Source organism: Vibrio sp. QJM3NY_39 (genome assembly GCF_057785895.1).
This window is the reverse complement of sequence record NZ_CM173506.1, coordinates 1791567-1815780: the sequence shown is the minus strand read 5'-3', so window position 1 is coordinate 1815780 and position 24214 is coordinate 1791567. Positions and strand designations below refer to the sequence as shown.

General features: G+C 47.6%; 1 protein-coding gene and 2 pseudogenes. All 3 read left to right on the top strand.

The window, feature by feature from the left end:
* Positions 1-11 precede the first annotated feature (11 nt).
* Positions 12-2069 (top strand): annotated as a pseudogene (locus AC3CHU_RS23835) (tandem-95 repeat protein); the annotation flags it as partial.
* Positions 2043-5507 (top strand): annotated as a pseudogene (locus AC3CHU_RS23830) (cadherin-like domain-containing protein); the annotation flags it as partial. The pseudogenes AC3CHU_RS23835 and AC3CHU_RS23830, both read left to right, overlap by 27 nt.
* Positions 5508-5549: 42 nt before the next feature.
* A complete protein-coding gene (locus AC3CHU_RS23825; RefSeq protein WP_488526335.1) occupies positions 5550-24107 on the top strand; it encodes a tandem-95 repeat protein in 18558 nt (6185 codons plus the stop codon).
* Positions 24108-24214 lie beyond the last annotated feature (107 nt).

Genomic DNA, 24214 nt, shown 5'->3' with positions numbered 1-24214 from the left:
CGGAGGCTGTAATGGCAGGCGAAAATAACCAAAATAACCAAAACGAAGATCTAAATGACGCGGTAGAACAAACGGATACGAACGACGCGGGTACGCCCTCCCAACAGCAGAATCAACAAAATCAACAAAATACGATTGCGTCGACGGTAGCGACGGGTGCTGAAAATACGGATGCAGCAGACGAAGTTAACCAAGCGTTGGAAGACAATCCAAGTGGCGCAGGTAATGCGGAAGATGCATCGGCTTCTGGTGCGGCTGTGCAAGAAGAGACGCCAGAAAGTGATGGAGATTCAGACGCTGCACAATCCAATGTAGTTGGTGGAGCCGCTTCTGAAGCTGGCTCGGATAACGCTGCTGGCAGTGGTGGCGGAGCTGGAGCGGGCGCACAAGCTGTAGGTGGTGATAACGTAGAGGCTGCGACAGGTGGCGCAGACGCAGAAGGTAATGAAGAACAAGGCCAAGCTGCGCGTACATCAGCAGCGCCTAGTGCGACATCTTCAGAATCGGGTGACCAACAAGTTGGTGATGAGCTCGATTCGCAAACAGTAGAAGAGACATTTGCAGTTGATGTTCAAGCTTCTGACGAAGAGACCATCAGCGAAGTAGAAGATGACTTTGATTCTGAAACGGTAAGCGAAACGTTTAAAATCAAAGTCGAAAGTGAAAATGATGCACCAGAAGCTGAACAAGATCTGGCTTACATCATGGATGAAGATGGCTCCATAACATTCACTCAAGAACAATTACTCGAATACGCAAGTGATGTAGATGGGGACGAGCTTGTTGCTTCTAACGTTCAAGTTGGTGCTGATGCAACAGTTCAAGACAATGGTGATGGTACTTTCACCGTTGTTCCTTCAGCTGACTTTAATGGTGAACTTGACCTTACTTTCGACATCAGTGACGGCCAAGAAACGATTAGTAGCGCAATTGATTTAACGGTACGTCCGATTAATGACGCGCCTGTTCCTGAAGATAAAACGTTTGAAATTGAGGAAGATGGCACACTTATCTTCACCGATGCAGACCTGCTAACAGGCGCTACCGACATTGAAGGTGACAACCTAACGGTTGAAGGTGTGACCTACGATGGCGGTGACGGTATTCTTACCGACAACGGTAATGGTACGTACACCTTTGCGCCAAACGAGAACTTCAATGGTGACGTAAACTTCGGTTTTGATGTATCAGACGGAACCGATACGGTATCAGCGAACATCGACGTAAGCGTAACTGCAGTTGATGATGCGCCAGTATCGGGTGACCTAGCATACTCAATCGATGAAGACGGTTCGATTCGTCTAAGCCAAGAGCAGCTTTTATCACAAGCTTCTGACGTGGAAGGCGATGACCTGACAGCTAGCGGCCTAACGGTTGGCGGTGATGCAACGGTTGTAGCCAACGATGACGGCAGCTTCACCATCACGCCAGATGAGAACTTCAATGGCGACATCGATATCAGTTTTGATATCTCAGATGGTACTAACACCGTTCAAGCTTCTGCTGACCTTACTGTTAACCCAGTAAATGATTTACCTGTCCCTCAAGATCAACAGTTCAGCGTGGAAGAAGACGGCACGTTAATCTTCACTGATGCCGACCTGTTAACAGGTGCCACGGACATTGAAGGCGACAACTTAACAGTTGAAGGTGTGACCTACGATGGCGGCGACGGTATTCTTACTGATAACGGTAATGGTACGTACACCTTTGCGCCAAACGAGAACTTCAATGGCGACGTAAACTTCGGCTTCGATGTATCTGACGGCACCGATACGGTGTCAGCGAACATTGATGTGAGTGTTACAGCGGTTGATGATGCGCCTGTATCGGGCGACCTAGCGTACTCAATTGACGAAGACGGTTCGATTCGTCTAAGCCAAGAGCAGCTTTTATCACAAGCTTCTGACGTGGAAGGCGATGACCTGACAGCTAGCGGCTTAACGGTCGGCGGTGATGCGACGGTTGTAGCTAACGATGATGGCAGCTTTACCATCACACCAGATGAGAACTTCAATGGCGACATCGATATCAGCTTTGATATCTCAGATGGCACCAATACCGTTCAAGCTTCAGCAGACCTAACGGTTAACCCAGTTAACGACCTGCCAGTCCCTCAAGATCAACAGTTCAGCGTGGAAGAAGATGGCACGTTAATCTTTACTGATGCCGACCTGTTAACAGGTGCCACGGACATTGAAGGTGACAACCTAACGGTTGAAGGTGTGACCTACGATGGCGGCGACGGTATTCTAACTGATAACGGTAATGGTACGTACACCTTTGCGCCAAACGAGAACTTCAATGGTGACGTAAACTTCGGCTTCGATGTATCAGATGGCACCGATACGGTGTCAGCGAACATTGATGTGAGCGTTACAGCGGTTGATGATGCACCTGTATCGGGTGACCTAGCATACTCAATCGATGAAGACGGTTCGATTCGTCTAAGCCAAGAGCAGCTTTTATCACAAGCATCTGATGTGGAAGGCGATGACCTTACGGCTAGCGACCTAACGGTTGGCGGTGATGCAACGGTTGTTGCTAACGACGATGGCAGCTTTACCATCACGCCAGATGAGAACTTCAATGGCGACATCGATATCAGCTTTGATATCTCAGATGGCACTAATACCGTTCAAGCATCGGCTGACCTTACGGTTAACCCAGTAAATGATTTACCAGTACCTCAAGATCAACAGTTCAGCGTTGAAGAAGATGGTACGTTAATCTTCACCGATGCCGACCTATTAGCAGGCGCTACCGACATTGAAGGTGATAACCTAACGGTTGAAGGTGTGACCTACGATGGCGGTGACGGTATCCTTACTGATAACGGTAACGGCACGTATACTTTCGCTCCAAATGAGAACTTCAATGGCGACGTAAACTTCGGCTTCGATGTCTCTGACGGTACCGATACGGTGTCTGCAAACATCGACGTAAGCGTAACTGCCGTTGATGATGCGCCTGTATCAGGCGACTTAGCGTACTCAATCGATGAAGACGGCTCGATTCGCCTAAGCCAAGAGCAGTTGCTTTCTCAAGCCTCTGATGTGGAGGGCGATGATCTAACAGCAAGCGACTTAACAGTCGGCGGTGATGCAACAGTTACTCAAAACGATGACGGCAGTTTCACCATCACGCCAGATGAGAACTTCAATGGCGACATCGATATCAGCTTTGATATCTCAGATGGCACTAATACCGTTCAAGCATCGGCTGACCTTACGGTTAACCCAGTAAATGATTTACCAGTCCCTCAAGATCAACAGTTCAGTGTTGAAGAAGACGGCACGTTAATCTTTACCGATGCAGACCTGTTAACAGGTGCCACGGACATCGAAGGTGACAACCTTACGGTTGAAAGTGTGACCTACGATGGTGGCGACGGTATCCTGACCGACAACAGTAATGGTACATACACCTTTGCTCCAAATGAGAACTTCAATGGTGACGTAAACTTCGGCTTTGGTGTGTCAGATGGTACCGATACGGTGTCAGCGAACATTGATGTGAGCGTTACAGCGGTTGATGATGCACCTGTATCGGGTGACCTAGCGTACTCAATCGACGAAGACGGTTCGATTCGTCTAAGCCAAGAGCAGCTTTTATCACAAGCATCTGATGTGGAAGGCGATGACCTTACGGCTAGCGACCTAACGGTTGGTGGTGATGCTACGGTTGTAGCTAACGACGATGGCAGCTTTACCATCACGCCAGATGAGAACTTCAATGGCGACATCGATATCAGCTTTGATATCTCAGATGGCACCAATACCGTTCAAGCTTCAGCAGACCTAACGGTTAACCCAGTTAACGACCTGCCAGTCCCTCAAGATCAACAGTTCAGCGTGGAAGAAGATGGCACGTTAATCTTTACTGATGCCGACCTGTTAACAGGTGCCACGGACATTGAAGGTGACAACCTAACGGTTGAAAGTGTGACCTACGATGGTGGCGACGGTATCCTGACCGACAACGGTAATGGTACATACACCTTTGCTCCAAATGAGAACTTCAACGGCGATGTAAACTTCAGCTTCGATGTGTCTGACGGGACTGACACAGTATCTGCAAACATCGATGTCAGCGTAACTGCCGTTGATGATGCGCCTGTATCTGGCGATTTAGCTTACTCAGTTGATGAAGACGGTTCGATTCGCTTAAGCCAAGAGCAACTGCTATCGCAAGCATCCGATGTTGAAGGCGATGACCTAACCGCAAGTAGCCTAACGGTTGATGGTGATGCGACGGTAACTCAAAACGATGATGGTAGTTTCACCATTACGCCAGATGTGAACTTCAATGGTGACATCGATATCAGCTTTGATATCTCAGATGGCACCAACACGGTTCAAGCGTCTGCCGACTTAACGGTTAATCCAATCAATGACTTGCCAGTACCTCAAGATCAACAGTTCAGTGTTGAAGAAGACGGAACTCTACAATTTACTGATGCAGATCTGCTAACCGGTGCAACTGATATTGAAGGTGATGACTTAACGGTTGAAGGCATCAGCTATGAAGGGACTGATGGGGTACTGACAGACCATGGTGACGGTTCATACAGCTTCGCGCCAAATGAAAACTTCAATGGAGATGTAAACTTCAGCTTCGATGTGTCTGATGGTACCGATACCGTATCTGCAAACATCGATGTGAGTGTTACTGCGGTTGATGATGCTCCGGTATCAGGTGACCTAGCGTACTCAATTGATGAAGACGGTTCGATTCGTTTAAGCCAAGAGCAACTTCTATCGCAAGCATCCGATGTGGAAGGCGATGACCTTACGGCTAGCGGCCTCACGGTTGGCGGTGATGCAACAGTCGTAGCTAACGATGACGGCAGCTTCACGATTACGCCAGATGAGAACTTCAATGGCGACATCGATATCAGCTTTGATATCTCTGATGGTACTAACACGGTTCAAGCTTCTGCAGACCTTACGGTTAATCCAGTAAATGACCTACCAGTTGCTCAAGATCAACAGTTCTCTGTTGAAGAAGACGGCACGTTAATCTTTACGGACGCTGACCTATTAACAGGCGCCACCGATATTGAAGGCGACAACCTTACTGTTGAAGGTGTGACCTACGATGGTGGCGACGGTATCCTGACCGACAACGGTAATGGTACTTACACCTTCGCACCAAATGAAAACTTCAATGGCGACGTAAACTTCGGTTTTGATGTGTCAGATGGTACCGATACTGTATCTGCGAATATTGATGTGAGCGTAACTGCAGTTGATGATGCACCTGTATCAGGCGACCTTGCTTACTCAGTAGACGAAGACGGTTCTATCCGTTTGAGCCAAGAGCAACTGCTGTCTCAAGCATCCGATGTGGAAGGTGATGACCTAACAGCCAGCGGCCTAACAGTTGGCGGCGATGCGACCGTTACTCAAAACGAGGACGGCAGCTTCACCATTACGCCAGATGAAAACTTCAATGGCGACATCGATATCAGCTTTGATATCTCCGATGGCACCAATACCGTTCAAGCTTCCGCAGACCTAACGGTTAATCCAGTTAACGATTTACCAGTGCCTCAAGATCAACAGTTCAGCGTGGAAGAAGATGGCACATTAATCTTTACGGATGCAGACCTATTAACAGGCGCAACCGATATTGAAGGCGATAACCTTACTGTTGAAGGTGTGACCTACGATGGTGGCGACGGTATCCTGACCGACAACGGTAATGGCACGTACACCTTTGCGCCAAACGAGAACTTCAATGGCGACGTAAACTTTGGCTTCGATGTGTCAGATGGCACCGATACGGTATCTGCAAACATCGATGTGAGTGTTACTGCGGTTGATGATGCTCCGGTATCAGGTGACCTAGCGTACTCAATTGATGAAGACGGTTCGATTCGTTTAAGCCAAGAGCAACTTCTATCGCAAGCATCCGATGTGGAAGGCGATGACCTTACGGCTAGCGGCCTCACGGTTGGCGGTGATGCAACAGTCGTAGCTAACGATGATGGTAGTTTCACGATCACGCCAGATGAGAACTTCAACGGTGACATCGATATCAGTTTTGATATCTCTGATGGTACTAACACGGTTCAAGCTTCTGCAGACCTAACGGTTAATCCAGTAAATGACTTACCAGTTCCTCAAGATCAACAGTTCTCTGTTGAAGAAGACGGCACGTTAATCTTTACGGACGCTGACCTATTAACAGGCGCCACCGATATTGAAGGCGACAACCTTACTGTTGAAGGTGTAACCTACGATGGTGGCGACGGTATCCTGACCGACAACGGTAATGGTACTTACACCTTCGCACCAAATGAAAACTTCAATGGCGACGTAAACTTCGGCTTCGATGTGTCAGATGGCACCGACACCGTATCAGCAAACATCGACGTGAGCGTAACAGCGGTTGATGATGCACCTGTATCAGGCGACCTTGCTTACTCAGTAGACGAAGACGGTTCTATCCGTTTGAGCCAAGAGCAACTGCTGTCTCAAGCATCCGATGTGGAAGGTGATGACCTAACAGCCAGCGGCCTAACAGTTGGCGGCGATGCGACCGTTACTCAAAACGAGGACGGCAGCTTCATCATTACGCCAGATGAAAACTTCAATGGCGACATCGATATCAGCTTTGATATCTCCGATGGCACCAATACCGTTCAAGCTTCTGCTGACCTAACCGTTAATCCAGTAAATGACTTACCAGTTCTTCAAGATCAACAGTTCTCTGTTGAAGAAGACGGCACGTTAATCTTTACGGACGCAGACCTATTAACAGGCGCAACCGATATTGAAGGTGACAACCTTACTGTTGAAGGTGTGACCTACGATGGTGGCGACGGTATCCTGACCGACAACGGTAATGGCACGTACACCTTCGCACCAAATGAGAACTTCAATGGTGACGTAAACTTCGGCTTTGATGTGTCAGATGGCACCGATACGGTCTCTGCGAATATTGATGTGAGTGTTACGGCGGTTGATGATGCGCCAGTATCAGGTGACCTAGCTTACTCAATTGACGAAGACGGCTCGATTCGTTTGAGCCAAGAACAGCTGCTTTCTCAAGCATCTGACGTAGAAGGCGATGACCTGACGGCAAGCGGCCTAACGGTTGGTGGTGATGCAACCGTCGTTGCTAACGATGACGGCAGTTTTACCATCACGCCAGATGAGAACTTCAATGGCGACATCGATATCAGCTTCGATATTTCTGATGGTACCAATACAGTTCAAGCTTCAGCAGACCTAACCGTTAACCCAGTAAACGACTTACCAGTACCACAAGACCAACAGTTCAGCGTTGAAGAAGACGGCACGCTCATTTTCACTGATGCAGACCTATTAACAGGCGCGACAGACATTGAAGGTGATAACCTGACTGTTGAAGGTGTGACCTACGATGGCGGCGACGGTATTCTTACTGATAACGGTAATGGTACTTACACCTTTGCTCCGAATGAAAACTTCAATGGCGATGTAAACTTCGGCTTCGATGTTTCAGATGGTACCGATACGGTGTCAGCAAACATCGATGTAAGCGTAACAGCGGTTGATGATGCGCCAGTGTCTGGCGACCTAGCGTACTCAATCGACGAAGATGGTTCAATTCGTCTAAGCCAAGAGCAGCTGCTTTCTCAAGCATCAGATGTGGAAGGCGATGACCTAACCGCGAGCGACCTAACGGTTGATGGAAACGCAACGGTAACCGCTAATGATGATGGTAGCTTCACCATTGTTCCAGATGCGAACTTCAATGGTGATGTTGATATCCAATTCAACATCACGGATGGTACTGACACGGTTCAAGCAACCGCCGATCTTACGGTTAATCCAGTTAATGACTTGCCGGTTCCTCAAGATCAACAATTCAGCATTGAAGAAGACGGTACGCTGCAATTTACAGATGCCGATCTACTTACCGGTGCCACCGATATTGATGGCGATGACCTAACTGTTGAAGGCGTTAGCTACACAGGCGGTGACGGTGTATTAACAGACCATGGTGATGGTACTTATACCTTCGCACCAAACGAAAACTTCAATGGTGATGTCAACTTCAGTTTCGATGTGTCTGATGGCACAGAAACGGTCAGTGCAAATATTGATGTGAGCGTGACACCTGAGAACGATCCACCCGTTGCGGGCTCTACCTCGTACATGGTCAATGAAGACAATGCGATCACCATTTCTGATGAGCAATTGTTGGCAAACTCTTCTGACGTTGAAGGTGCGGTATCGGTTGATAGCGTGACCTACAGTGGCACCGATGGTGTGTTCCAAGATAATGGTGACGGCAGTTACACCTTCCTTCCTAATGAAAACTTCAGTGGCGATATCAGCCTTGATTTGATTGTTGCCGATGAAGACGGTTCGATTGATGAAACCACTGCGGGCATTACCGTTCTAGAGGTGAATGATCCACCGGTTGCGGGCCCAGCGTCATACATCATTGACGAAGATTCGGTACTGACATTCAGCGAATCTCAGATTCTTGTGAATGCTTCGGATGTAGAAGGCGATGTAGAGTTAGTCGGCATTAACTACGATGGTTCAGACGGTATCTTCACTGTAAATGGTGATGGTACATGCAGCTTTGCACCCAATGAAAACTTCAATGGTCAGGTTCAACTGGGTGTGATCATCCAAGATGAAGACGGTGCGACGGTAGAAACACAGATTAATGTCGATGTACTGCCAATTAACGATCCACCAGTATCGGGCGATTTGGCTTACACCATCAACGAAGACAGTTCTATTACGCTAAGCCAAGATCAACTATTAGCACGAGCAGGGGATATTGATAGCGAGAACCTAGAAGCTATTAACCTTTCTACGGATGAAAACGCGACCATCGAACAAAACGACGATGGTAGCTACACCATTACACCAGACGCAGACTACAACGGTGACCTAGACCTGAACTTCGATATCATCGATAACGATGGTGGTGAGGTTCAAGTTGGTCTAGATATCACAGTTAATCCACTGAATGACTTGCCACAAGCGCAAGATCAACAGTTCACGATTGAAGAAGACGGTACGTTACTCTTCACGGATGATGATCTGCTTGCAGGTGCGTCGGATATTGATGGTGATGAACTGTCGATTGAAAACGTGCTCTACACAGGTGCAGATGGTGTTCTTAGCGATAATGGCGACGGCACATACAGCTTTGCACCAAACGAGAACTTCAATGGCGATGTTCAATTCTCATTCGATGTTTCTGATGGCACTGGCTCAACGGCTGCTGTTATTGATGTCAGCGTAACGCCTGAGAATGATCCACCAGTAGCGGGTTCAACATCGTACACAGTTCAAGAAGATGGCCAGATCACGATCAGTGATGAACAGTTATTAGCGAACTCTTCCGATGTAGAGGGTGATGTTGCTCTATCGAGCGTTACTTACGCTGGTGACGACGGTTCGTTCGTTGATAACGGTAATGGCACCTACACCTTCACGCCAAATGAAAACTTTGACGGAGACATCTCACTAGACGTTGTCGTCGTTGACGAAGACGGTGCAACCGCAACAACAACCGCTGGTATCGATGTTATTGCTGTGAATGATGGACCTGAAACTTCGGGCATTCAGGCAGAGGTCGACGAAGATAATTCAATCACCATTACTCAAGAGCAGTTACTTGCAAACGCAACTGACGTTGAAGGTGATGAGTTAACGGCAACTAACCTGCAAACCAACGATCCAGACGCGACAATTGTTGCGAATGACGACGGTTCATTCACTATTACGCACACAGAAAACTTCAATGGTGAGTTGGACTTCACGTACAGCATCAGTGATGGTGAGAATGAAGTTCTGACCACGCTCGATCTAACGGTTAATCCAGTCAATGATGCGCCGGAAGCGGGCGATGAAATCTTCATCCAAGCGCAAGAAGACCAAACAGTTGGTGTGACTCTGCGTGAAGAGCCGGCACTACGCCTGGATCAAGCGCCAGAAAACGGCATTATTGAAGCGAATGTCAATGACGAATGGGTGGTACTGGAAGTAGGACAAGAAGTACCTGCTGATACAGAAGTACGCTTTGTTCCAAGTGAGGATGCTCTGGCTGAAGGAACACATACCACGCAAATTGGTACCTTTGACGATAATGCGAGCGTAGACGATTGGGGCACAGAAGTAGACCCATACACGCGTGAGTTCTCGGATGGCGACTTAACGGTAACGGTTCAAAGCAACGATGATCCGCTTGGCGCTTGGAATGGCAACACTCACATTGGTCATGGCCTCGGTGATACAGACCGCCAAGGGTTGAGTGGTGATGAAAAACTGACAGTTTCAGTTGAAGGTCAAGACATCAATGAAATCAGTTTCCACCTAGATGGTTTAGGTGGTTGGTTTATGGAAGATTCACGTCACTTTACAGAAGTAGAAATCAAAGCATTCAATGAGGATGGCGACCTAATTGACTCGATGACTTACCACAAAGAAGACCGTGGTACTTTCGAGACAGATTACACGCTAACGGTTGATCAACCGGTGTCTTACTTTGAACTTGGTACCGTGCAAGGTAATGGTACTTACGTCGTTCAAAACATGACAGTGTCACAAACTTTTCATGATGAAGCGGTGTTTACATCGATTGGTGTAGACGGTTCAGAAATCACCGAAACGGTTGAGTTGAACATCCATGCGGGTGACAACGAAATTGAGTTAACGGCTGATCTTCCTAATATCACTGTCGATACTGAAGGTTCTGCTCAATTTGCTTCGGTTGTGATTACTGAAGAGCAACTACTGGCGCAAGCATCTGATATTGATGGTGACGACCTTGATATTGAAAATCTAGAGCTGGTGGGTGAAAACTCAGAGCATGCAACACTCATCGATAATGGTGATGGTACTTGGACGGTAACGCCGGACGAAAACTTCCATGGTGAAATTGAACTCGGCTACCAAGTTACCGATGGTGAGCTAACAGACAGCAACATCATCAACATCAACTTCGAATCAGTAAATGATGCGCCAATCGTTTCTGGCCCGACTGTTCTATCGACAGATGAAGATGAAGGTATCACGTTCAGTGCAGATGACTTGCTAGCGAACACCACAGATGTGGAAGGCGATACGCTGTCTATTTCTGACATCACTTACGGTGGTGATAACGGTGACTTGGTCGACAACGGCGATGGTACGTTTACCTTCATGCCGAATGAAAACTTCAATGGTGAAATCGACATCGACTACAAGGTGTTTGATGGAACTGATGAAGTTGCAACGCACCTAGACCTAACGGTTGTACCAGTCAATGATGTGCCGGTTCCGGGTGAACCATTGCACACCCAAATGCTTGAAAACGGCTCCATGATCATCGAAGCGAAAGACCTATTGTCTGGTGCTACCGATGTTGATGGCGACATTCTTCATGTCGAAAACCTATTACTTGCAGACCAAACGCAAGGTACGTTAACGGATAACGGTGATAATACCTTTACCTTCGAACCTGCAGAGGACTTCTACGGTGAAGTGAATCTGACTTTCGATATCAGTGATGGCCAAGCAAGCGCACCAAGCACAGCAAGAGTTGACGTTGAAATTGTCAATGAAGGCCCAGAGGTGAGTGGTCCAATTGAAGCCGCTGTTGATGAAGACGGTTCAATCACTATCACTCAAGAGGATCTGTTAGCGAATGCAACCGATGTCGATGGTGATAACCTTGAAGCGGTTAACTTTGCGACCAACGATCCAAATGCGGTTGTTGTAGAAAACCCAGATGGTAGCTTCACGATTACACCAAGTGAAGATTTCTTTGGTGAGATTGAATTTACTTACGATGTCACTGACGCTATCGAAACGGTTGCAGCTGACCTCAATCTAACCGTAAATCCAGTCAATGACGCGCCAGACGTTCCAGACATGTCTTTCACTACGGAAGATGGTCAAGCGATTACTATTACCGAAGCTGAATTATTAGCACAAGCGACAGATGTTGAAGGCGATGACCTGTCAGTTGTGAATGTGACGAGTGCAAGCGACACGGTAGAAGTAACAGATAATGGCGATGGAACATACACATTAACGCCAGAGCAGGGCTTCTTCGGCAATGTAGACTTAACGTTTGATGTGAGTGACGGCACCGACGTGGTGGCTGCAAACATCGACCTCAAAGTTGAGTTCGTCAACGATGCACCAGAAGCGACTCCGATGGTTGCGGATGTCGACGAAGATGGATCAATCCTCGTTACACAAGAAATGCTATTAGAAAACGCGAGTGATCAAGATGGCGATGAGTTGTTTGCTACTTCGCTCGAAACCAACGATCCAAATGCCAGCATTGTAGACAATGGTGATGGTACTTACACAGTAACACCTTCTGAAAACTTCAACGGTGATATTGCATTTACTTATGAGGTAAGTGACGGAGAGCTAAGCACACCTAATGACATGACATTGACCGTTAATCCGGTGAATGACATTCCAATTGTTGCTCCAGGCATGTATCACATTGAAGAGGATGGCAGCATCCTGTTCACTCAAGAAGATCTGTTGAGTGGTGCGATTGATATTGATGGTGATGACTTAAGCGTTACCAGTATCAATTATTCTGGCGATGAAGGCACAGTCACCGATAACGGCGATGGCACGTTCAGCTTTGTTCCTGAAGAGCACTTTAGTGGTGACCTACAGTTCAGCTTTACGGTTACCGACGGAACTGACGAGGTAGATCAAGACCTAAACGTTCATATTGAAGCGGTCGCGGATGCGCCAGATCTTGTGATTACCGATGGCGACGGCGTTAACGTTGATGATGAAGCTATTTTGGTTGAGCCTGGCGGCATTGTTGAACTGAACATTGCAGCGGCGCTTGTCGACCAAGATCTATCAGAAACACTGACGGTAACTGTAGATGGTGTTCCAGAAGGTTCGGTTATTCAATACGATAACGAAGGCGTTCTGAATGACCAAGATAACGGTATCACCAGTTACAACGATACTGAAATCACGGTAACGTTTGAAGGTGAAACTGCAGGTTACCAAAACACCGCGGGTTACTACAAAGTTGACGAAGACGGTAACATCACGGGTGTTGAAGTCGTTTATGAAAACGCATCACAAGTTGATGGCGGCGGTGACCTTGTTCCTGGGCAAGATCAGTTTAGCTTCCAAGTTGAAGAAGGTGAAAGTTTCAACCTGTTCTTGATTCCAAACGGACATCAACACAACGACTTTGATGCGATGCAAGACGGTCAGTATGAGTTCCGTGCTGAGGATGGTTCACCAGCGAACATGGACACGGTTGATCCTCAACTTGTCTTTGTTGCTGCAGATGGAACCGAAACCGTAGTGCAAGGGCAGAACGGTGACGCGATCTTCCATGGTGGTTCAAGCTCTCAGCTAAACCAAGATGGTATCGAACATACTCGTACGACGGTTAATGAAGACGGCGAGCTGGTTTACGGCTTTGAAGATTTGTATGGCGGTGGTGACGCTGACTACACGGACTTCAACTTCACAATCGATGTGGGTGAAGTGAACAGCCAAATCTACAGCGGTGAAGTGACGGTTGGCCCTGATGGTACGGTGAACTTACCAACAACGGCAATCGAAAATGCGCTACAAATCCAGTTACCAGAAGACTTCAACGAGCAGCTTGAAGTTCATGTAACCGCAACCGCAACAGAGCTATCGAATGATGATTCTGAAACGGTCTCTCAAACCATCTACATTAACGCGACAGGCGCACACATCGAGCATGCACCTGAAGCACAGCCTGTTGCAGCAACAGTAGAAGAAGATGGTTCTATCACCATTACGCAAGAAGACTTGTTAGCTAATGCTCGCGATTTAGATGGCGACCAGCTGACCGCTCTGAATTTAGCAACCGATGATGAGAGCGTAACTATCACAGATAATGGTGATGGTACGTACACATTAACGCCAGATGCTGACTTCAATGGCGATGTTAACTTTACGTTTGATGTGTCTGATGGTGATGATGTTGTCTCTACCAACCTTGAGTTAACAGTTTCACCAGTGAACGATGGTCCAGAAGCACAAGACCAGGCATTCACAGTCGGCGAAGATGGCGTGTTAACCTTCAATGACCAAGACCTATTAACAGGTGCTACGGACATTGAAGGGGACGAGCTAAGCGTCGAAGGTGTGACTTATACAGGTACAGACGGTGTTCTTACTGATAATGGTGACGGAAGCTACAGCTTTGCGCCAAACGAAAACTTCAATGGTGATGTGAACTTCAGCTTTGATGTGTCAGATGGCACCGATACGGTTCAAGCCAACATTGATGTGAGCGTAACACCAGAGAACGATCCTCCGGTTGCAGGTAGCACGTCTTACACAGTTCATGAAGACAACTCCATCACCATCAGTAACGAACAATTGCTCGCAAACTCTTCAGATATTGAAGGGGAAGTCGCGATTGATAGCGTGACCTACAGTGGTAGTGACGGTGTTCTCGAAATCAACGGTAACGGCACATACACCTTCTCTCCAAACGAGAACTTCAATGGCGAAGTTAGCCTCGATGTGGTTGTTGTGGATGAAGATGATGCAGCCGTATCGACCACTGCAGGCATTACGGTCCTAGAAGTGAACGATCCGCCAGTTGCTGGCCCAACGTCATACACTATCGATGAAGACTCGGTACTGACCTTTAATGAGTCTCAAGTTCTGCTGAATGCCTCTGATATTGAAGGTGACGTACAACTCGTTGAGATCAACTACGACGGCCCTGACGGAATCTTCTCAATCAATGGTGATGGCACATGTAGCTTTGCACCGAATGAAAACTTCAACGGCCAAGTGCAGTTGGATGTGACCATTCAAGATGAAGACGGTGCGCAAGTTGATACTTTTATTACGGTTGATGTATTACCAATCAACGATGTACCAGTATCCGGAGACCTAGCGTACAGCGTTGATGAAGATAGTTCGATTACCATCAGCCAAGAGCAGCTTCTGGCTCAAGCAAGTGATGTTGAAGGAGACGACCTTACTGCTTCTAACTTGATTGTTGATGGAGACGCGACGGTTGTTGCTAACGATGACGGCAGCTTTACCATTACACCAGATGCGAACTTCAATGGCGACATTGACCTAACGTTCGACATTAGTGACGGTACAGATACGCTTGTTGCGACAGCCGACCTAACCGTTAATCCAGTTAATGACCTTCCACAACCACAAGATCAAACGTTCAGCATTGGCGAAGACGGCGTCTTGAACTTCACTGATGAAGACTTACTGACAGGTGCGACTGACATTGATGGGGATGACCTATCGGTTGAAGGCGTTACTTACACAGGTGCCGACGGTGTCCTAACCGATAATGGCGATGGCACATATAGCTTTGCGCCAAACGAGAACTTCAATGGTGATGTGAACTTCAGCTTTGATGTGTCAGATGGCACCGATACGGTTCAAGCCAACATTGATGTGAGCGTAACACCAGAGAACGATCCTCCGGTTGCAGGTAGCACGTCTTACACAGTTCATGAAGACAACTCCATCACCATCAGTAACGAACAATTGCTCGCAAACTCTTCAGATATTGAAGGGGAAGTCGCGATTGATAGCGTGACCTACAGTGGTAGTGACGGTGTTCTCGAAATCAACGGTAACGGCACATACACCTTCTCTCCAAACGAGAACTTCAATGGCGAAGTTAGCCTCGATGTGGTTGTGACCGATGAGGACGGTGCTACAGGAGCGACCACCGCCGGAATAACGGTTCTTGAGGTGAACGATCCACCAATCGCGGGTTCAACGAGCTACTCAGTCAACGAAGATGAAGTTATCACCATCAGTTCAGAGCAACTGTTGGCGAACGCTTCAGATATCGAAGGTGAAGTGGCGATTGATAGCGTTAACTACACCGGCTCAGACGGTATCTTTACCGATAATGGTGACGGCACATTCAGCTTCGCACCAAACGCTAACTTCGATGGCGATGTCAGCCTTGATGTTGTCGTTACTGATGAAGATGGCGCAACCGTAGCGACCAACGCAAGCATTGATGTTCTGCCTGTTAACGATGCTCCAGTATCGGGTGACTTGGCTTACAGCGTGGACGAAGATGGTTCGATTACCATCAGCCAAGAGCAATTACTTGCTCAAGCGAGCGATGTTGATGGAGATGACTTAACAGCAGCTAACCTGACCGTTGGTGGTGATGCGACTGTCACTGCAAACGATGACGGCAGCTTTACCATTACGCCAGATGCGAACTTCAATGGCGACATTGACCTAACGTTCGACATTAGCGACGGTACAGATACGCTTGTTGCTACGGCTGACCTAATTGTTAATCCAGTGAATGACCTTCCACAACCACAAGATCAAACGTTCAGTATTGGTGAAGACGGTGTCTTGAACTTCACTGATGAAGACTTACTAACAGGTGCGACTGACATTGATGGAGATGACCTATCGGTTGAAGGCGTTACTTACACAGGTGCCGACGGTGTTCTTACTGATAATGGTGACGGAAGCTACAGCTTTGCGCCAAACGAAAACTTCAATGGTGATGTGAACTTCAGTTTTGATGTGTCAGATGGCACAGATACGGTTCAAGCCAACATTGATGTCAGCGTGACGCCAGAGAACGATCCACCTGTTGCAGGCAGCACGTCTTACACAGTTCATGAAGACAACTCCATCACGATCAGTAACGAACAATTGTTAGCAAACTCTTCAGATATTGAAGGTGAAGTGGCGATTGATAGCGTGGCTTACAGCGGTGCCGATGGTGTATTTGAAGACAACGGTAACGGCACTTATACCTTCTCGCCAAACGAGAACTTCAATGGCGAAGTTAGCCTTGATGTTGTTGTGAGCGATGAAGACGGTGCTACAGAAGCGACCACCGCCGGAATAACGGTTCTTGAGGTGAACGATCCACCAATCGCGGGTTCAACGAGCTACTCAGTCAACGAAGACGAAGTTATCACCATCAGTTCAGAGCAACTGTTGGCGAACGCTTCTGATATCGAAGGTGAAGTGGCGATTGATAGCGTTAACTACACAGGCGCTGACGGCATCTTTAGTGACAATGGCGATGGCACATTCAGCTTCGCACCAAACGCTAACTTCGACGGTGATGTAAGCCTTGATGTGGTTGTCACTGATGAAGATGGCGTAACCGTAGCGACCAGCGCAAGTATTGATGTTCTTCCAATCAATGATCCACCAGTATCGGGTGACTTGGCATACAGCATTGATGAAGATGGTTCTATTACTCTGACTCAAGAGCAGTTGCTATCTCAAGCATCTGACGTGGATGGCGATGACCTAACGGCAAGTAACCTAAATGCGGGTGATAATGCAACCGTTGTTGATAATGGCGATGGTACATTTACGGTGACACCAGATGCTGACTTCAACGGTAACATCGACCTAAGCTTTGACATCTCTGATGGTACAGAATCGATTGTGGCGAACGCCGATCTAACGGTTAACCCAATCAATGACCTACCAACCAGCGACGATGTTTATGCGAACGTTGATGAAGACAACATCATCACGATCACGCAGGAGCAACTACTTGCGAATGCCGCTGATATTGAGGGCGATGACCTTGTCGCTTCCGACTTAACCTTAGTGGGCGACGATGCAACGATTGTCGACAATGGCGATGGTACGTTCTCAATCACTCCAAGCGAAAACTTCAATGGCTACATCGATGTTGCCTACAGCATCAGCGATGGCGACACACCAATTGCCGCTAACTTAGGCTTAACCGTTGACCCAGTTAACGACGCGCCAATTGTTTCTGCTGATGTGGCGATAACCATTGAAGAAGACGGTTCATACACCATTACTCAAGAAGAGCTCCTACAATTCGCGACTGACATCGAAGACGATGACATGACCGCAATTATCGGAGAGCAAGGCGATGAAACGACCGTTACCGGTACTGTGTTGGATGCTGAAACTGGTAATCCAATCGCAGGTGCGGATGTTACGCTAACCGACAACGCAGGTCATTCTTACACAGCGGTGACCGATCAATCCGGTAACTACTCTGTGAGCGGTCCTGTTGTTGACCAAGGTACCGTCACTATTGAACAAGAAGGCTCTATTACTAGCAGCTTCCTGGTTCCAGCTGGTGAAGATACCAATGGTGGCGTAACCGCAATATCGGAAGTGCTTGAAGAAACTGATATGCGTATCGTGGTCACATGGGGTGAAAGCCCACGTGATATGGACAACCATCTATGGCTCTACGATACAGAAAATGGCAATGAGCTAGACCATATTTACTATCGCGACATGAGCCATGATCTTGGTGAAGGTAACGTTGTTCAACAAGATGTAGATGACACAAATGGTGGCGGCCCTGAAACCATTACCATTCCAAACTACCAAGATGCGGACATGCACTATTCAGTACACAACTACACCAGCAGAAGTTGGGATGTAGATGGTGTTGAAGATGTACAAGTTCAGGTGTTTGTAGGCGATACATTGGTTGAAACCTTCAGCCCAGATTTATCTGATAACCCATCAGGTGACCATTGGCATGTATTTGATATCGTGAATGGCGTTATTGTTCCAAGCCAAGATGTAGGCAGCGAGAATGCGTTTGATTTACCAACGGCAGAAGAAGCGCTCGCGAATGAAAGCGGCATTGATATCTCTGAATTGCTAACTGGCGATGAAGGTGATGACTCTGGTGATACGGGTGCAAACGAACCAAGTGTTGGAGATGTTTCCATTGAGAACGCTCTTATCACTGACAATGGTGATGGTACTTACACCATTACACCGGAAGAGAACTTCAATGGTGAATTCTCGATTAGCTACAACGTAGACGATGGCAACGGTGGGGTTACTCCAGCGGAACTAGACGTGACCGTAACAGCAGTTAACGACCTTTCTGTAATTTACGACCACGACTACACCATTAATGAAGATGGTTCGCTGACCTTTACCGATGAACAGCTACTGACTGGTGCAACGGATATTGACGGCGATGATCTTTCTGTCGAGTCGGTTAACTACGAAGGCACAGACGGTGTGTTCACGGATAACGGCGACGGTACTTATACCTTTGCTCCAAACGAGAACTTCAATGGTAATGTCGACCTAACTTACGATGTGAGTGATGGTACAGATGTTGTATCGGCGAATATTGATGTTCAAGTGGTTCCAATCAACGACGTACCGGTAGCAGGTTCTACAACTTACAGCGTTGAAGAAGACGGCAGTATCACGCTAAGCGATGCACAACTTCTGGCGAATAGCTCGGATGTTGAAGGGGAAGTGTTTGTCAGCGATGTAAGCTACAGCGGCACTGATGGTGTATTCACTGATAATGGTGATGGTACTTACACCTTTGCTCCAAACGAAAACTTTAACGGTGACATCAGTCTTGATGTCTCTGTTATGGATGAAGATGGCGCAACCGCTGAAACAACCGCAGGTATCGACGTCATTGCTGTTAATGACTTGCCGGTTGCAGGTTCAACGACCTACAGCGTTGACGAAGATAACGTGATTACCATCTCTGAAGCACAGCTTCTTGCGAACAGCTCAGACATTGAAGGTGATGTATCCGTTAGCGACGTTTCCTACTCAGGCGCAGACGGTATCTTTACTGACAATGGTGATGGTACTTACAGCTTCGCACCAAATGAAAACTTCAACGGCAATGTCAGCCTAGATGTAACCGTTGCAGATGAAGACGGTGCAACCGCTCTAACGACTGCGGGTATTGAAGTTATCGCGGTTAACGACGCGCCAGTGTCAGGTGACTTGGCTTACTCAGTGGATGAAGATGGTTCAATCACGCTAAGCCAAGAGCAACTGCTTGCTCAAGCATCGGATGTGGACGGCGATGATCTTACCGCTGCCAACCTAACTGCGGGTGATAACGCTACCGTTACGGCAAACGATGATGGTTCATTTACCATTACTCCGGATGCCGACTTCAATGGCGATATTGACCTAAGCTTCGACCTTTCTGATGGTACTGAAACGGTTGTGGCAACGGCCGACCTTACTGTGAATCCAGTGAATGACATCGCGGTTGTAGAAGATGTCGCTTACACTATTGAAGAAGATGGTTCACTTACCTTTACAGACGAGCAACTGCTAGCGGGTGCTTCTGATATTGATGGTGATGAGCTTTCAGTTGCCGATGTTTCTTACACTGGCGCAGAGGGTGTGTTTACCGACAATGGCGATGGCACTTACACCTTTGCACCAAACGAGAACTTCAATGGCGATGTAAATCTTGGCTTCACAGTGACTGATGGCACTGAGACAGTCGATGCCAATATTAGTGTGACGGTAACGGATGTTAACGATGCGCCAGTAGCGGGTTCTACGTCTTACCAAATGAACGAAGATGGCACCATCACAATCAGCCCTGAGCAGTTAATTGCTAATAGCTCGGATGTAGACGGTGAAGTATCACTTGATAGTGTGAGCTATTCAGGTGCCGACGGTATCTTGGTTCAAAACGAAGATGGTTCAGTCACGTTCGCTCCAAATGAAAACTTTAACGGCGACATCAACCTTGATGTGACGGTTATTGATGACGACGGTGCAACGGCTCAGACTACCGCTGGTATTGAAGTGATTGCCGTCAACGACGCACCAGTAGCCGGAAACGTGGCTTACTCAGTTGATGAAGATGGTTCAATTACGCTATCTCAAGAACAGTTGTTGGCGAACGCTTCCGATGTTGATGGTGATGCACTGACCGCAAGCAACCTATCTGCGGGTGACAATGCAACCGTAACAGCAAACGAAGATGGTTCATTTACTATCATGCCGGATGCTGATTTCAACGGTGACATTGACCTAAGCTTCGACCTTTCTGACGGTACTGAAACGGTTGTTGCAACGGCCAACCTTACTGTGAATCCAGTGAATGATGTCGCGGTTGTTGAAGATGTGGCTTACACCATTGAAGAAGACGGTTCATTAACCTTCACGGATGAGCAACTGCTAGCGGGTGCTTCTGATATAGATGGAGATGAGCTTTCAGTTGCTGATGTGTCTTACACCGGCGCAGAAGGTGTGTTCACTGACAATGGTGATGGTACTTACACCTTCGCTCCAAACGAAAACTTCAATGGCGAAGTAAGTCTGGACTTCTCAGTCTCTGATGGCACTGAGACAGTCGATGCGAATATTGGTGTGACGGTAACGGATGTTAACGATGCGCCAGTAGCGGGTTCTACGTCTTACCAAATGAACGAAGATGGCACCATCACAATCAGTCCTGAGCAGTTAATTGCTAATAGCTCTGACGTTGATGGCGAAGTGTCGCTTGAAAGCGTGACTTACTCAGGCTCTGACGGCACCTTGATTCAAAACGATAATGGGTCTGTGACCTTCACGCCGAGTGAGAACTTTAACGGTGATATTAACCTGGATGTGGTCGTAACCGATGATGACGGTGCAACTTCAACAACAACGGCAGGTATCGAAGTTCTGGCTGTTAACGATGGACCTGAATCTGAGGAAGTGGAATTAACTACAGCCGAAGACAGCACCATTCTTATCACACAAGACATGTTGTTAGCTCAAGCTACCGACATCGATAACACCGCAGATGAATTGTCTGCTTCTGGTCTACAAATCGACCCTAGCTTGGGTGAGTTGCTAGACAACGAAGATGGTACTTGGTCATTTACGCCAAACGAAAACTTCAATGGCGATGTGCCAATGACGTTTAACGTTAGCGATGGCCAAGAGACAATTTCAGTCGACGGCAACATCGATGTCACGCCAGTGAATGATGCACCTGAAGCACCAATGATTGAGATGCAAGGCGAAGAAGATGTGGTCATGGTGATTGACCCAGCTTACATCGCGGATCAAGTAACAGACCTTGATGGCGACGATATCAGCATTGAAAGCATCACAGTCCGAGCTCCAGCGAATGCGACCTTAACTCAGCAACCAGACGGCATGTATCACTTAGTGACTACGCAAGACTTCAATGGCTTGGTAGAACTGGGTTATCAAGCGACTGACGGCGAAGAAGTGGTTGATGGCTCGCTGAATGTGGATGTGATTCCAGTTAACGATGCTCCATTTAACGTCGGTAACGCGATGATGACCACAAACGAAGATGGCGCGTTCACCTTCGATGCTGGCGACTTGATGAACTTGTTCGGTGACATTGATACCGCTGACCTTGTTGTTTCACGCATTATTACCGCAGACGGTGAAGATGGTGGTGAAGTAACTGACAACGGTGATGGTACTTGGACATTCACCCCAACAGGCGACTTTGCGGGTGTTTCTGACCTACAAGTTGTCGTGAGTGACGGTGAGTTCGAAACGGTTCTCGATGTTCCTGTGTACGTCCGTCCTGTCGCAGATGGCGCGGTTATCTCAACCGACCATGATGGTCCATTAGTCTTCGGCGAAGATGAAACGGGTCACTTGGGACTGAACGTTGGCCTAGTCGATGATTCCGAAACACTAAGTAACTTGGTGATGACAGGTTTCCCTGTTGGATTCGAGGTAACAGATGGTGTGAATACCGTGATGATCACTGAGCCGGGTCAGTACATCGACCTGTTCGACTGGGATATCTCAAACATTCAAATGACGCCTCCTGAAGACTTCCATGGTGAGTTCTTCGTAACCGTAAGCGCAACAACGGTTGATTACGGAGATGAGCCGGAAGCGTTTGAAGATGGCATCGATTCTGGTGATTTCGAAACCGTAGCGGGTGATTCCATCATCCTAACGGCGGACGACCTAATCGGATTGGCTGAGAATGTGGATGCCGACAGCGATGATGAAGTGAAACTGGTTCATCTAGCAGACCGAAGCCAGGGTGAGATTATCGATAATGGCGATGGCACTTGGACGTTCACACCAGCACCAGGCTTTACGGGCGAAGCAGACATTGCGTACGTAGTTGATAAAGATGGCGTGCTTCATGATGAGCAAACTGGCGTAGTCGTGAAAGAAGGCGACTCACCAGAGAATGCAGCACCAGAAGTTAACAGCATCACGACGACGGAAATCGCAGCGGATGCAACCTTGTCGTTCACTGATGAAGACATGTTAGCGAACCTGAGCGATGCAGAAGGCGATAGCTTGAGCATTGAGTCAGTAAGCTTGATGGAAGGTCAGGGCGTAATTGAGAGCGATAACCAAGGTAACTATCAATTCACACCTGCTGAAGACTACACCGGCGATGTTCAAGTTGGGTTTATCGCGACCGATGACGAAAATCGTATCGAAAGCTTCTTCAATGTGGATATCCAAGGTGGTGATGAAGCAGCGGCGAGTGAAGGTTATGCCTTAGCTGATGATGGTTCACTAACTATCACCGAGTCACAGCTGGTGGATGAGTTAGGCGTGAGTGATTCTGCACAAGTTGTCGATGTTGCAGACGCGAATGATGCAGGCTTCTTTGCTGAATCTGGCGAAGGTGAGTGGACCTACTGGCCAAACGAAGACTTCGATGGCAACTTAGCAATGAATGTTGACGTTAACGATGGCGGTGAAGTATCAAGCCACAGTGTAAGTATCCAAGTGGCCGATGAATCAGTGCAAAGTGATGAACCACAAGTCCAAGCTGCTCAAGCAACAGAAGAGCAACAAGTGGAAGTGGCTCAACAAGCTGATGACCAAGCTCAAGATGCTGAAGCTGAAGGCAGCACAGCAGATGTAACCGCGGCACCGGGCGATACCATCTCTATCTCAATTCCAGATGAGGTGAGTGGTAACGAATCGGTTGATTACGCTGATATGTCTGGCTTACCTGAGGGCGCTACTGTGAGCAACGCACTGGATAACGGTGATGGTAGCTTCACAATCAGTGGCAACCTAGAGCAGCCTGTATCCGTTGAACTTCCAGAAGGTTATGAAGGTACTAGCGAAATCCAATTCCAAGGTTACGACGAGTTGGGTAGCTCAATAGACGGAGCAAGCGGTTCTGTTGAAGTTGAGGTCGATGATCAATACACCATGCAAGGTTCTACTCAAGAGCAGCAACCGGACATGGCAGGTATGGAATCTGGAGGCAGCGACTGGACAAGTTCAGGTGGTCAAGATCAAGGTGTTGACTTCACGGATGACTCTGGAAGCTTCGATTCAGATTCTCAAACTGGAACCGATCAAGGCAACGACTTCGACCAAAGCTCGATTTAATCGAGAGGGCTTGGTTTTAGTCTGAACCGACATTTAGTCTAAACCAACAAGTAGATAGGGCAGCGTAAAGTTGCCCTCATTAAAGCCATGTAGAGTCATTGATGCAT